General features: G+C 66.3%; 12 protein-coding genes. 4 read left to right on the top strand and 8 right to left on the bottom strand.

What is annotated here, in order from left to right:
* Positions 1-6: 6 nt before the first annotated feature.
* The 3 genes from ACUN9Y_RS14725 (at position 7) to ACUN9Y_RS14735 (ending at position 1644) form a co-directional block, all read left to right on the top strand.
* Positions 7-624 (top strand): DUF4870 family protein, encoded by a 618-nt coding sequence (locus ACUN9Y_RS14725; RefSeq protein ID WP_445461473.1) that lies wholly within the window; start codon positions 7-9, stop codon positions 622-624.
* Positions 621-1232, top strand: coding sequence for a cytochrome c oxidase subunit 3 family protein (locus tag ACUN9Y_RS14730; protein WP_445461474.1), 612 nt, complete (start codon positions 621-623; stop codon positions 1230-1232). Before ACUN9Y_RS14725 ends, ACUN9Y_RS14730 begins: the two co-directional genes overlap by 4 nt.
* A 94-nt stretch (positions 1233-1326) precedes the next feature.
* The gene (locus ACUN9Y_RS14735) at positions 1327-1644 is read left to right on the top strand and encodes a cytochrome C oxidase subunit IV family protein (protein ID WP_445461475.1); all 318 of its coding nucleotides are present in this window, start codon (positions 1327-1329) and stop codon (positions 1642-1644) included.
* Positions 1645-1675: 31 nt separating this feature from the next.
* Here the strand turns inward: ACUN9Y_RS14735 and ACUN9Y_RS14740 are convergent, their stop codons facing one another.
* The 8 genes from ACUN9Y_RS14740 to norR form a co-directional block, all read right to left on the bottom strand.
* The gene (locus ACUN9Y_RS14740) at positions 1676-1855 is read right to left on the bottom strand and encodes a hypothetical protein (protein WP_445461476.1); all 180 of its coding nucleotides are present in this window, start codon (positions 1853-1855) and stop codon (positions 1676-1678) included.
* Between the two features lie 105 nt (positions 1856-1960).
* The gene (locus ACUN9Y_RS14745; protein ID WP_445461477.1) at positions 1961-3931 is read right to left on the bottom strand and encodes a nitric oxide reductase activation protein NorD; all 1971 of its coding nucleotides are present in this window, start codon (positions 3929-3931) and stop codon (positions 1961-1963) included.
* A 95-nt stretch (positions 3932-4026) separates the two neighbouring features.
* Entirely contained in the window at positions 4027-4839 is an 813-nt protein-coding gene (locus ACUN9Y_RS14750; RefSeq protein WP_445461478.1) for a CbbQ/NirQ/NorQ/GpvN family protein, read from the bottom strand.
* A 128-nt stretch (positions 4840-4967) separates the two neighbouring features.
* Positions 4968-6317 (bottom strand): cbb3-type cytochrome c oxidase subunit I, encoded by a 1350-nt coding sequence (locus ACUN9Y_RS14755; RefSeq protein WP_445461479.1) that lies wholly within the window; start codon positions 6315-6317, stop codon positions 4968-4970.
* Positions 6318-6404: 87 nt separating this feature from the next.
* Positions 6405-6857, bottom strand: a complete 453-nt coding sequence (locus tag ACUN9Y_RS14760; RefSeq protein WP_445461480.1) for a c-type cytochrome — start codon at positions 6855-6857, stop codon at positions 6405-6407.
* Positions 6858-7153: 296 nt separating this feature from the next.
* Positions 7154-7540 (bottom strand): SirB2 family protein, encoded by a 387-nt coding sequence (locus tag ACUN9Y_RS14765; RefSeq protein WP_445461481.1) that lies wholly within the window; start codon positions 7538-7540, stop codon positions 7154-7156.
* Positions 7541-7543: 3 nt separating this feature from the next.
* Complete coding sequence (locus ACUN9Y_RS14770) at positions 7544-8743, bottom strand: NnrS family protein (RefSeq protein WP_445461482.1); 1200 nt, start codon at positions 8741-8743, stop codon at positions 7544-7546.
* Between the two features lie 162 nt (positions 8744-8905).
* Positions 8906-10459 (bottom strand): nitric oxide reductase transcriptional regulator NorR, encoded by a 1554-nt coding sequence (norR, locus tag ACUN9Y_RS14775; protein ID WP_445461483.1) that lies wholly within the window; start codon positions 10457-10459, stop codon positions 8906-8908.
* A gap of 353 nt (positions 10460-10812) precedes the next feature.
* On the opposite strand from norR, the gene hmpA reads away from it, so the two are divergent.
* The gene (hmpA, locus tag ACUN9Y_RS14780; protein WP_445461484.1) at positions 10813-11985 is read left to right on the top strand and encodes an NO-inducible flavohemoprotein; all 1173 of its coding nucleotides are present in this window, start codon (positions 10813-10815) and stop codon (positions 11983-11985) included.
* The last annotated feature ends 347 nt before the right edge of the window (positions 11986-12332 follow it).

Raw genomic sequence — 12332 nt, forward strand, 5'->3', positions numbered from 1 at the left:
ACCCTCATGCCGTCATCCAGCCTGAGCAGGCACCACGGTTCCCCCGCGGCGACCCTTGCCGCCGCCGGCCTTCAGCCGAGCACAACGACGCCACCGGCGGCGGTTGCGCCGGGGTTTCATCTCGCCATGGTGCTGTATGGCCTGTATCTGGGTGCTGTGATGGCCGTGGTCACCGCGCCCATTGCGGTGCTCATCGCCCATGCCGTGCAGCGCCGACAGCGCTACCCCGACTGGATCCGCGATCATCTGCGCTTTCTCACCCGCACCTTCTGGTACAGCGTCCTGGGGACGCTGGCCGGGCTCGGCCTGTGGTGGCTGTTCGGGGCTATCGGGCTCCCTGCCCTAACCTCCTGGACCTTCGGCTATCTCGCCTTCACCGCCACCCTGGTGTGGACGGTGGGACGCTGCGGCTTCGGCATTCACCGCCTGATGGAGCGACGTTCGCCCTTCCGGGGGGCGCTCGGCGCGCCGCACTCTGTCCTCGCAGATTCGGCCCCCGCAGATTCGGCCCTCGCAGATTCGGCCCCCGCAGATTCGGCCCTCGCAGATTCGGCCCCCGCAGATTCGGCCCTCGCAGATTCGGCCCCCGCAGATTCGGCCCCCGCCAATAGCGCCTCGTCATGACCATGCCCGACCCCGAGGCGAGGCAAGGTGTCGCCGTTGACGGTGACCCCGGCCTCCCCAATCCCGGCTGGGGCCCGCTCTCGGCGCTGCCCGGCAACCCGCTGATGTGGGTGCTGATCTTAAGCGAGCTGCTGGTCTTCGCCGCCTTTTTCGGCCTCTACGCCTGGCAGCGAGCCCTCGAGCCCCAGGCCTTTATCGCAGGCCAGCGCGAATTGAGCGCGCTATGGGGCGGCGTCAACACCCTGGTGCTGGTCACCAGTGGCCTGGCGGCAGCGATGGCGGTGCGCGAATGCCAGCTCGCGCACCGTGCAGCGACCCGCCGCTGGCTGCTGATCGCCATGGCGCTGGGCGCCACCTTTTGCGTCATCAAGGGCATCGAATACGGCGGCAAGTTCGCCCATGGCCTGACCCCCGAGTCGACAACCTTTTTCACCTTCTACTTCGGCCTGACCGGCTTTCACGCCGCCCACGTGGTGTTCGGACTCTGCCTACTCGGAATTGCCGCCTGGCGCCCGCAGCGCGATACCGTCGTCACCGTCTGTGCCTTCTGGCACATGGTCGATCTGATTTGGGTGCTGCTCTATCCGCTACTGTATCTATTGCGCTAACGACGCACTGTGATCGACCGGCATCGAGCGAGCCGCAAGAGAGCCGCAACCATCGGGCCTTGATCACCCGACACAAGCCCCAGGAGCCAAGCCGATGACCCCGCCCCCCGCCCGCCGCCTATGGATCGCCTGGGCCATGCTCATGGCCCTGACGCTGGTGTCCATGGGGGCATCCGGCCTTCATCCTTCAGCCAATCATTCCGCTGACGCCAGCGACCTTGCCGCGGGGCTCTCGCCCGTGGCGGTCGTGCTGATCCTGCTCGCCTCGGGCATCAAGGCCCACCGCATCCTCGCCGACTACCTCGACCTGCGCGCCGCGCCGGCCTCCTGGCGCGGCCTGTTTACGGCCCTGGTCATGGTCATGATCGGCGCCATGGGCGCCGCCGTCGTGCTGCCTGCCTGGATCGCATGAGCGTCTGAATCGCATGAGCGCCGGCTCCCACCTAGCCGGCAAGGCGCCGCCATAGCCGCATCATGGCCCACACCAGCAGCGGCACCAGGGGCATCAGCGCGATGCCCCAGTCGCGGTGATGGATCAGCCAGGCCAGCGGGGTAAAGACGGCGAAGGCCGCGGCCAGCGCGATGCTAACGGCGAGTGCGGCGGGCATTCGTGTGGCGAACATAGGCTCTCCTGGTCATTCCGATAGGTCGTTCCGGTAGGTCATTCCGGTTCCGATAGCTCGTTCCGATAGCCCAGTGCTGGCGCTGTGGCGGATAAACCGCCCCCATCAGTCGGCCACGAGCTGGCGATAGATCGCCGGCAGCGCCAGCGCCAGATGTTCCGGGCGCGGCACGATGGTGAAACCACCGCGGCCGAAGATCCGTCCGACATAGCGATTGGCCTCGCGATCGATGGTCACGGCAAACACCTTGATCCCCTGGCGCCCGGCCTCACGCACCGCATGGCGCGTGTCCTCGATGGCGTAACGCCCCTCGTAGTAATCGGTGTCATTGGGCTTGCCATCGGTCAGCACCAGCAACAGTCGATGACGATTGGGACGCTCGGCCAAGGACTTGGTCAGGTGGCGAATCGCCGGCCCCATGCGGGTATAGTGCCCCGGCTCCAGGGCGCCGATGCGCCGCGTGACGGCCTCTCCCATCGGCTCATCGAAGGTCTTCAGCGAGCGCACCCAGACCTTGTGGCGACGCTGGGAGGTAAAGCTGTGGATGGCGGTGTCGTCGCCACAGGCCGCCAGGCCGTGCCCCAGCACCTGCAGCGCCTCGCGGGACACATCCAGCACCCGGCGCTGTTCGAGCCAGGCATCCGTGGACAGCGAGACATCGACCAGGATCGAGACCGCCATGTCCCGCGAGCGCGCACGCGTATCGAGGAAACAGCGCCCGCGGCTGTCGCCGGTGGCCGCCAGGTCGCAGCGAGTGCGGATCAGCGCATCGAGATCCAGCTCGTCGCCGTCGGGCTGGGCACGCAGGATTTCGCGCCTGGGGCGCAGCGCCTCGAACTGGCGTCTGACCCGCTGTATGCGTCGACGCGAGGCCTCGTCGGGCTGCCAGGCAGCCGCATCGCCCCGCTCTGTATCGGCCGCGGCCTCATGGATCACTCGGCAGTGGTCGCGGCGCAGAATGCCCTTGCGGTAATCCCACTCGGGATAGGTGTGCTCGCCGACCAGCGCATCGCCGACAACCGAGCCCGGTGCCAGATCCAGCTCCAGCTTGAGCCTGGATGCTGCGCGCTTGTGGTGGCGACTGAGGACGATCTCCTCGATCTGATCGGCGGCCTGGCGCGCGGCGTCCTCCTCCTCGTCGTCGACGTGACGGTTGACGTTGACCATTTCGGCCCAGGACAGCATCTTCTCCGAGGCGTTGAGCATCAGCGGATCGTCACGCTCGGCCTGATCCTGATAGCGCCTCTCGGCCTGGCGCTTGGCGCCGGCCACTTCCTGGGCCTGAGCGGCGCCGTCTTCGTCGTTATCCTCGGCGTCATCCTCGTCGTCATGCTCGGCGCTCACGGTGCCGAGCGTCGTCACTCGGCCCCACAGCGGCACCGGCAGAAAGGGCCGATAGTCTCGCGGCGCGGCGCTTGAGGCAGGCGCGCCGCCAACGCCCGACGCCAGCGCCTCCATCACTTGGCGTAGGGCCTTCGCCGACTCACCCAGCGGCGCCGGATCGCCCAGCAGCCAGCGCACCAACGCCTCGACCTGACTCTCGACCGGCGGCAGCTTGCGCACCGGGCGCACCGCCAGAAGCCCACGGCACAGGGCGGCATGACGCGCCACAAAGCCCGGCCAGGCCGTCAGCGTGTCCAGCGTCGCTCGACGCGCCTCGGCCAGGAAGGTCAGATCCGCCAGCAGCGGATCTTGCGGCGTCGCCCGGCAACGGGTCCGTGGCAGCGACATGGCAAGCCACAGCAGCAGATCGCGATTGGCGTCATGGCTTGGCAGCACCGCCAAGCGTTCGGGGAGCAGCAGCTGTTCTTCGTCCAGCCGCGAGGTCGCCAAGAGCTCCTCATCGAAGCCCAGGCGCTGTCGCAGCGACAGCCGGTGGCGCGACGCTCGGGCCCCTATCGCGCCGAGGGTCACTCCGGGCTCGCCGCCGCTGGCACGAAACATCACGCCCAGGGTGCCCTTGAGCGCCTCGAGCTCGCAGGCGGCATCGGCGTGGTCGGGATAGCTGACCGCCCGGGAGGCCCAGCGATGCCAGCGGCGGCCGACAAACTCTTCGACTTCGAGAAATTCCAGCATGATGGGTCCTGAGGCGCATGAGCCGGCACCCGCGGGCATCGGCAACAGGGGGGCAGAACGCGCCGGGGCGACAGTCGCTGCCGGCGCGACAAGACTCAACCGAAGGTGGCGAGCACCACTTCTTCGATGCCGCAAAGCACGTCCGGGTCGTCCGACAACGGCTCCAGCAGCGTGGCGCGAGCGGCGTCCATCACCGGCATGCCGGCGGCGATCAGACTAGCGCAGTAGATCAGCAGGCGCGTCGAAACGCCCTCTTCCAGATCCTGACCCTTCATGGCGCGCAGCCGCGCCGCCAGGCTCACCAGCGCCTGGCAGCGCTCACGCGGCAGGCCACTTTCCCGGGCGACGATATCGCACTCGGCGTCAAACGGAGGAAAGTCGAAGGACAGCGCCACGAAGCGCTGTCGGGTACTCGGCTTGAGCGTCTTGAGAATATGTTGGTAGCCGGGGTTGTACGACACCACCAGCATGAAATTATCGGGCGCCTCGAGGGTCTCGCCGGTGCGCTCCAGCGGCAGCATGCGGCGATCGTCGGTCAACGGATGCAGCACCACGGTGACGTCCTTGCGCGCCTCGACCACCTCGTCGAGATAGCAGATGCCGCCTTCGCGTACCGCTCGGGTCAGCGGACCGTCGACCCACTGGGTCTCCCCGCCCTTGAGCAGATAGCGGCCAGTCAGATCCGAGGCCGTCAGGTCGTCGTGGCAGGACACGGTATGCAGTGGCAACCCCAGCTTCGCCGCCATATGGGCGACGAAACGCGTCTTGCCGCAGCCCGTCGGCCCCTTCAACAGCAGCGGTAGACGCTGGCGATAGGCGTGTTCGAACAGCTCGCACTCGCGGCCGACGCTCTCATAGAAAGGAATCGACGCCGCGGGCGCCAGCGTCGAGACAGTGGATGTCGTCATGGCAAAGGCCTCTTGGCTCGCGTGGGAACAGACGGTGCAGCGGTTTGGTCTTCAGGCGCCGGACCGCGATGGGTCCGGCAGGAAGCGGGAAGGGGCCGCCGATCGACGGCCCCGACATGGCTAGCGACCTAGTGGGCGCTCGCATTGGCCGTGGCGCTACCGGCGGTTTGCGTATTACGCGTCGGTCCGAAGAAGGCGTACAGCAACAGCCCCGCGGCGATGGCGACGGCCACGCCGGTACCCAGACGCATGGCATAGAACAGACCCAGCTGGTCCTGCACTTCCATGTAGTTCATGCCCATGACCCGTTGCAGATGCGTCTGTACCGCACCGGCGAAGGTCAGGGTGAAGGTCATGAAGCACATCGACGCGGTCATGATCCAGAACGCCCACATGTTGAGCACCTGGTTATACGGCAGGCTGCGACGCAGATGCGGCATGGCATAGCTGATCACGCCGAGGATGCACATCACATAGGCGCCGTAGAAGGCCAGGTGGCCATGGGCCGCGGTGACCTGGGTGCCGTGGGAGTAGTAGTTGATAAACGACAGGGTGTGCATGAAGCCCCACACCCCGGCCCCGAAAAACGCCACCGTCGGGCAGCCCAGGGTCCACAGCATCGCCGCCTTGTTGGGATGGTTGCGCGAGCCCTTCCAGAACATCACGAAGGCGAATACCACCATGGCGAAGAACGGAATCACCTCGAGGGTCGAGAAGATGCTGCCGATCGCCTGCCAGTACTTCGGCGCGCCGATCCAGTAGTAGTGGTGGCCGGTTCCGAGCAGGCCCGAGAACAGCGACAGGCCGACGATCACGTACAGCCACTTCTCGATGATCTCGCGATCGACACCGGACATCTTGATCAGCAGGTAGCCAAGCAGCGAGGCCATGATCAGCTCCCACACGCCTTCCACCCACAGGTGCACGACCCACCACCAGTAGAGCTTGTCCACCGCCAGGTTGCCGGGGTTGTAGAAGGCGAACAGCCAGAACACCGCGGCCAGCCACAGACCCAGCATCAGCACCAGGTTGATGGTGGTCTTGCGGCCCTTGATCAGCGTCATGCTGGTATTGAAAAGGAACATCAAGAACGACACGGTGATCAACACCTTGACGAAGAACGGCTGCTCCAGGAATTCGCGCCCTTCATAGATCCCAAGCTGATAGCAGACCAGCGCCGACACCCCGGCAATCACGAAGATGCCCAGCTGCAGATAGGCGATCATGGGGCTGTGAATCTCGCACTCGGCCTCTTCCGGCATCAGGTAGTAGGTGCACCCCATAAACCCAATCAACAGCCAGACGATCAGCAGGTTCGTATGGCTCACGCGAATGACATTGAAGGGCATGAACTGCGATAGAAAATCTGGCATCACATAGACCAGTGCCGCCATGATTCCAAAGACTATTTGCAGCGCAAACAGCCCCATCGCCACCGCAAAAAACGCCAGAGCGATCTTCTGTGTTTCGTATTTCATTTCTCTATTTCTCCTCGACCCTTTACCCACAAAGCCGGTCCGACGTGAACGTCGTGACCCAACCGCCGTGGCATCGAATCATTGCGTTCAACCCGAGACGTGAGGCGGCCAGTTTTGATCGTCGATGGCGTCCACCCAGCTCAGGAAGTCGATGAGATGCGTCATCTCTTCATCGCTGAGGTCGAAGTGCGGCATCTTGCGCCGTCCCGGCACCGCCAGCGGCTGAGCGCGAATCCATGCCGCCAGGCCCGCCCGCGCGGCCTCGGGATTCTCGCGTCCGTGATAGCGCGTCCAGACATTGGAGAGTTCGGGCGCAAAGTAAGCCCCCTCACCCATGATGGTGTGGCAATTGATGCACATGTTCTTTTCCCACACTTCCTTGCCCGCGCGCACCGAGTCAGTCAGCGGCTTGTCGACGGTCGATGTCGTCGCCATGTACCAATGACTATGGGCGGTAAGCGCCACAAAAATCAGGAAAAAGAACAGCGACCCACCATAGAAGATGTTGCGTGCTGCGGATTTTGTCAGCCCCTCGGCCATGATCCTCCCCTCCTCGATATCCGGCCCATCGGCACCACGAATGGGGCGCCAGCGTCTATTGTAAGAGCGACAAACGGCGAATACCTGACCCAAACACTCGGAATATGATGTGCGTCACTTCTTGCCTAAAGAAAGCATTTGATGGCGACGCACGGAGGAGAAGAAAACCGACCGAGGCGGCCGCAAGACAGCCAGTAAGCCACCGGCAGAAACGAACGGAAGGGACGCGGTTTGCGTTGCCACCAGGCGGCATCGTCCTTGTGTGTGTGGGCGCGCGCGCCTGGCCTAAGCCATTCCTATGCCCACCAGGACAGCGGGCTATGGTGAACGGCGGCCCCCGCCATGTAGACGAAGGTGGCTAGCGCCGCCAGTGCTGCCATGGCTCTGGTGGCCGGCGTCTTGCCGCGGCGTATGGCGATGCTGCCAAGGCCGATATAGACCAGCAAGGCCAGCAGCTTGGCCGCCAGCCACGGCGTCTGGTGCGGCCACTGGGCGGTGATCGCTACCAGCGTCACGCCGAGTGCCAGCAGCAGGGTATCGATCAGGTGCGGCAGCCATGTCAGCCAGCGCCACTGCAAAGGGCTGGCCGCGACCACCGACACCCCGGCGCGCAGGGCGAACAAGCCAACACTGGCCAGCGCCAGACCGACATGCAGCGATTTGACCAAGGCATAGTCCCACATGGCCTAGCCTGCTTGACCGTCGGGTCGGGCGGAGGCCAGCAGGCCGGCGTAGCGCACCACGAACAGGGTGTAGCCCGCACACCAGGCGAGTATGCTCAGGGTGTAGGTCCAGTGGGTGATGGACGGCCACAGCGCCAGGATCACGGAGCGCATCACGCCGGCCGCTACCAGCAGCGCCAGCGCTATCCCGATACCGGGCAGGCAGCGCATCGGACGGCCGCTGTGGCCAAGCGACACCCGCGCCATCATCGACAGCATCATGGTCCCCATGGCCCCCACCGTGAGGGCATGGATCCCCAGCTCGGTTCGTCCCACCCCGACCAGCGAGAGCGCCCACAGCGCCAGGCCCACGGGAATGAAGGCGTAGCTCAGGTGCAGGCTCCACAGCAGCGGTTCACGACGGGCCGCGAGCCCCTGCCACCGCGCCAGGCGCAGAGGGTGCGAGAGCGCGGCGACGCCCAGCAGCGTCGCCAGCAACCAGGACGGCAGCGCGCCCCCCAGGACCACACCGAGCTGGACCAGCACCGCCAGCGCCAAGCTGCCCATGGCCAGCCCCTCCGCCACGCGGCAAGGCGGCTTGCGGGTCAGGCCAAGACGATTGGCGGTGAACATCGGGATCACGCGTCCACCGAGCACCGCCATCACGGTGACAACCAGCAACACGGCAAAATACGACGACTGACGGACCAACTCAGGGTCCCCGTTGAGCACCCCCAGGTGGCTCCCCAGATTGGCCCCGGCGAGCCCCGCCAGCACCGGCAGGAAGACCAGGTTGCGCCAGCGCTTGGCGGCGATGATCATGCGCGCCATGACGCCGCAGACCGCGACCAGGAAGGCGACATCCAACGCCGCCACCAGTCCGGTGGGGGCCACGGGAAACGCCAGCAACAGGCGTGCCGCGAGCCACAGGCCGACCAATGCCACCAGCGGCCAGCCGTGCAGGCCTCGGTGCCCGGTCCAGGTCTGTACCGCGGTCAGCAGGAAACCGGCGATCACCGCGACCACTACCCCGAACAGCATCTCGTGCTGATGCCACCACAGCATGCCCGCGTGGGGCTCGAGGACGAAGACACCATGCCAGAAGCCCAGCCAGACCAGCAGGGCGAGGACGCTGAAGGCCGACGCCAGCAGAAACAACGGACGAAAGGCGAGCCGCGTCAGCGGCACCGCGCGGGAAAGCGAGGAGGAGTCTTCGAAGGCCATGGCAGTACCCGAGTGCAGCGCTAGGTTATCCACAGTGTGGCGCTATGCAGCGCCAATCACCATGACCCATATCAAAGGTACCGGCAATGCGCCATTTCCGTTTGGTGTCCAGGACAGCCCCGTCGCCGTGCTCGAACCGGCGTTGGCTCGCCAACGCCGGCGCTAGTCCAGCTCCCGCGCCTTGAGGCCGAGACGCTTGGCGAGCCGATGCAGGTTGGCCGGGTCCAGGCCCAGCGCCCGGGCCGCCCCGGCCCAACTGCCTTCCCGGTCCAGCGCGCGCTGGATGTGCTCGCGCTGGAAAGCATCGGTGGCCTCTCGCAGCCCTCCATCGTCGGCGCCTGAATCGCCACCTGGCCAGGCCGGTAGGGTCGACACCTGAGGATCAGGCGCCACCACCGGCGCCAACTGCAGATGGTCATGGCGCAAATTCAGGATCAAGCGGCGTGGCGAGGTTCCACCATGCTCGCCCAGCGCCAGCAGCGCCCCCCGTGAGATCACGTGCTCGAGCTCGCGAGCATTGCCGGGCCACGGCCACTGTGACAAGGCCACTTCGGCTCCTCGCGCCAGGCGCAGGTTGGCCACCCCGAGCCGGCGACGGGTCTGCTCGAGAAAGTGCCCCACCAGCAGCGGGATATCCTCGGGACGGTCACGCAACGGCGGCACTCTGAGCAGGAAAGCCCCCAGGCGATGGTAAAGATCTTCACGAAAGCGCCCGGCGGCGACTTCTGCGGCGAGATCACGATTGGTCACGGCGACGATGCGCACGTCGACCCGGGTCGGCCGCTCACTCCCCAGCGCCTGCACCTCACCGTCCTGCAAGACGCGCAGCAGTTTGGGCTGCAGCGCCAGCGGCATCTCGCCGATCTCATCCAGCACCAGGGTACCGCCGTCGGCCATGGCGAAATGCCCGCGATGATCGGCCACCGCCCCGGAGAAGGCCCCACGCCGATGGCCGAACAGGGCGCTCTCGATCAGCGACTCCGGCAAGGCGGCGCAGTTCACCTCCACCAGGGCGCCGCTGGCACGTGGTGACGCTCGGTGCAGCGCCCTCGCGACGGCCTCTTTGCCGACGCCTGTCTCTCCATGCACGAGCACGCTCATGTCGGTGGGTGCCACCAGCGCCACCGACGCCATCAAGCGGCGCATGGCGACACTGTTCCAGTGCTCGATGGGCGCGCGTCGACGCGAGTCGACCAACACTTCGCTGAGCTGCGAGCGGGTCTGGCTCAGCCGTTCCGCGAGGCGCAGGCAGGTTCCCAGCAGGTTGGCGGCGGCCAGCAGTTCGGTGTCATCGAGGGCACCGAAGCTGCCCGGCGTCACGGCATCCAGCGTCACCAGCCCGACCAGCCGCTGGTCGTCGCGCAGCGCGACACCCAGGCAGTCATGGACGTGACTCATGCTGTCGTCGAGCAGGCCATCGAAGGGATCCGGCAGATCGCTATCGGCAGCGAAGCGACACACACCGGGGTGCTCGGCGATAGCCGCCAGGCGGGGGTGCTCGGCCAACGCGAAGCGGCGTCCGCGAATCCCGTCCGGCAGACCCAGGGCCGCCACCGGACGCAAGGCGTCACCGTCGGCCACCATCAGGGTACTGGCATCCGCCGGCGTGCCCCTGAGCAGCGCGGTCAACAGGCGAGTCCAGGCCTCGTTGAGGCCCGTGGCATCGCCATCGAGCCCGGCGAGGACGTCGCGCAGGCTGTTGAGGAAAGTCACCATCGGCGTGCTCCATCCGGTTGCTGTGCGGTGAGTGGCGGCGGCACCGACCCGCGGCGGTGCCGGTATCGGCGCCGGCTCACCGATCCGCGCCAGTGTCATCATGACACCATAAGGGTCATTATGACACCAAGCTCGCAGTCATTTGGACACTACCAGCGTCTTTCTCGGCATGCTGCCTCCCGCCATCCGCGCAGCGCCCGCCACGATCAGGCGCGTCGCCTGGGCGCTCCTGCCCCGAGACTGCGGCAGGATGGCGCACCCCCCGTAAAAGGGCATGGGAATTGCCTTTTAGGAAGGTACCCGGCAGGCGTCGACAAGACGCCGCCACGTTGACACCCCTGACAGGAGTCACCATGACCACTAGCGCACAAGACGCCATCATCGACGCCACCGCTCCGATCGTCGCCGAGCACCTCGATGCCATCACCGCACGCTTCTATCCGCTGATGTTCGAGCGCTACCCCGAGGTGCGCGCCGTGTTCAATCAGGCCCACCAGGCCGATGGTGGCCAGCCCAAGGCCCTGGCCCGTGGCGTCCTCGCCTATGTCGGCCTGCGCGGCAAGCCTCACGATGTGCAAACTGCCATGGCCTCGGTGATCAGCAAGCATGTGTCCCTCGGCATCCAGCCGAGCCAGTACCCGATCGTCGGCGAGTGCCTGATGGCCGCCATCGGCGAAGTCCTGGGCGATGCGGTCACCGCCGAGATCGCCGACGCCTGGGGCGCGCTCTACAACGATCTGGCGGCACTGCTGATCGCCGCCGAGGCCGAGCGCTATCAGGAATTTGCCCAGCGCCCCGGTGGCTGGGAGGGCCTGCGCGAGTTTCGCATCGCCGCCATGGAACGCGAGTGTGAGGTCATTCGCTCCTTCTATCTCGAGCCGGTGGACGGCGCCCCGGTCGCCGACGCCCTGCCCGGCCAGTACATCGGCCTGCGCCTGACCATCGACGGCGACGTCGTCCATCGCCACTACAGCCTGTCGGGTAGCCCCAACGGTCGCGGCTACCGCATCTCGGTCAAGCAGGAGGCCGGCGGCGTGGTCAGCAACTATCTGCACCAGCGCGCTCGCCTCGGCGATACCCTGGAGCTGCTGCCCCCGGCCGGCGAACTGGTGCTCGACCAAAGCGATGCGCCGGTGATGCTGATCAGCGGCGGGGTCGGCCAGACACCGATGCTGCCGCTGGCGCGCCAGGCGCTCAAGCAGGGTCGCCGGGTGTGCTACGTTCACGCCGCCCGCGACGCCCAGCACCACGCCTTCGTCGGCGAGCTCAGCGCCTTGCTCGCCGAGTACCCCGACCGCCTGACCAAGGTCTGCGCCTACGAGCGGGGCGAGGGAGGCGACGTTCAGGGGCGCCTGGAGCGCGACCTGCTGGCCCGTCTGCTGCCGGACCGCGACGCCCAGTGCTACTTCGTCGGCCCTCAGCCGTTCATGAGCGCGGTCAACCGCTGCCTGAGCGAGCTGGGGGTTCCCGAGAGTCACCGCCGCTTCGAGCACTTCGGGCCGTCGCGTCCGCTGGACGCCGCCTGACTCCCCGTCGGCTCACCTGCGCTCGCCCCGTGCCTCAATAGCGAGGAGCGGTAAGGGCCTGATGCCAAACCCTGCTATCACCTAAAAATGACAAGGCCCTGCGTCGTCAGCGACGCAGGGCCTTGTCGTTGGACGCTATTCCCCAACGTGCAGCCAGGTGTTGTCGTTGGGAGCGCCCCCTCGATACGCAGTCAGGTGTTGTCGTTGGGAGCGCCCCCTCGATACGCAGCCAGGTGTTGTCATTGGGAGCGCCCCCTCGATACGCAGCCAGGTGTTGTCGTTGGGTGCGATTCCTCGATACGCAGTCAGGTGTTGTCGTTGGGAGCGCCCCCTCGATACGCAGCCAG

The sequence above is a fragment of the Halomonas sp. V046 genome, assembly GCF_052645355.1.

Excerpts from the sequence above, each read along its gene's own strand:
- ACUN9Y_RS14750 (WP_445461478.1), bottom strand. The coding sequence starts at position 4,839 with ATGACGACATCCACTGTCTCGACGCTGGCGCCCGCGGCGTCGATTCCT.
- ACUN9Y_RS14730 (WP_445461474.1), top strand. The coding sequence starts at position 621 with ATGACCATGCCCGACCCCGAGGCGAGGCAAGGTGTCGCCGTTGACGGT.
- ACUN9Y_RS14740 (WP_445461476.1), bottom strand. The coding sequence starts at position 1,855 with ATGTTCGCCACACGAATGCCCGCCGCACTCGCCGTTAGCATCGCGCTG.
- ACUN9Y_RS14765 (WP_445461481.1), bottom strand. The coding sequence starts at position 7,540 with ATGTGGGACTATGCCTTGGTCAAATCGCTGCATGTCGGTCTGGCGCTG.
- ACUN9Y_RS14760 (WP_445461480.1), bottom strand. The coding sequence starts at position 6,857 with ATGGCCGAGGGGCTGACAAAATCCGCAGCACGCAACATCTTCTATGGT.
- ACUN9Y_RS14735 (WP_445461475.1), top strand. The coding sequence starts at position 1,327 with ATGACCCCGCCCCCCGCCCGCCGCCTATGGATCGCCTGGGCCATGCTC.
- hmpA (WP_445461484.1), top strand. The coding sequence starts at position 10,813 with ATGACCACTAGCGCACAAGACGCCATCATCGACGCCACCGCTCCGATC.
- ACUN9Y_RS14755 (WP_445461479.1), bottom strand. The coding sequence starts at position 6,317 with ATGAAATACGAAACACAGAAGATCGCTCTGGCGTTTTTTGCGGTGGCG.
- ACUN9Y_RS14725 (WP_445461473.1), top strand. The coding sequence starts at position 7 with ATGCCGTCATCCAGCCTGAGCAGGCACCACGGTTCCCCCGCGGCGACC.
- ACUN9Y_RS14770 (WP_445461482.1), bottom strand. The coding sequence starts at position 8,743 with ATGGCCTTCGAAGACTCCTCCTCGCTTTCCCGCGCGGTGCCGCTGACG.
- norR (WP_445461483.1), bottom strand. The coding sequence starts at position 10,459 with ATGGTGACTTTCCTCAACAGCCTGCGCGACGTCCTCGCCGGGCTCGAT.
- ACUN9Y_RS14745 (WP_445461477.1), bottom strand. The coding sequence starts at position 3,931 with ATGCTGGAATTTCTCGAAGTCGAAGAGTTTGTCGGCCGCCGCTGGCAT.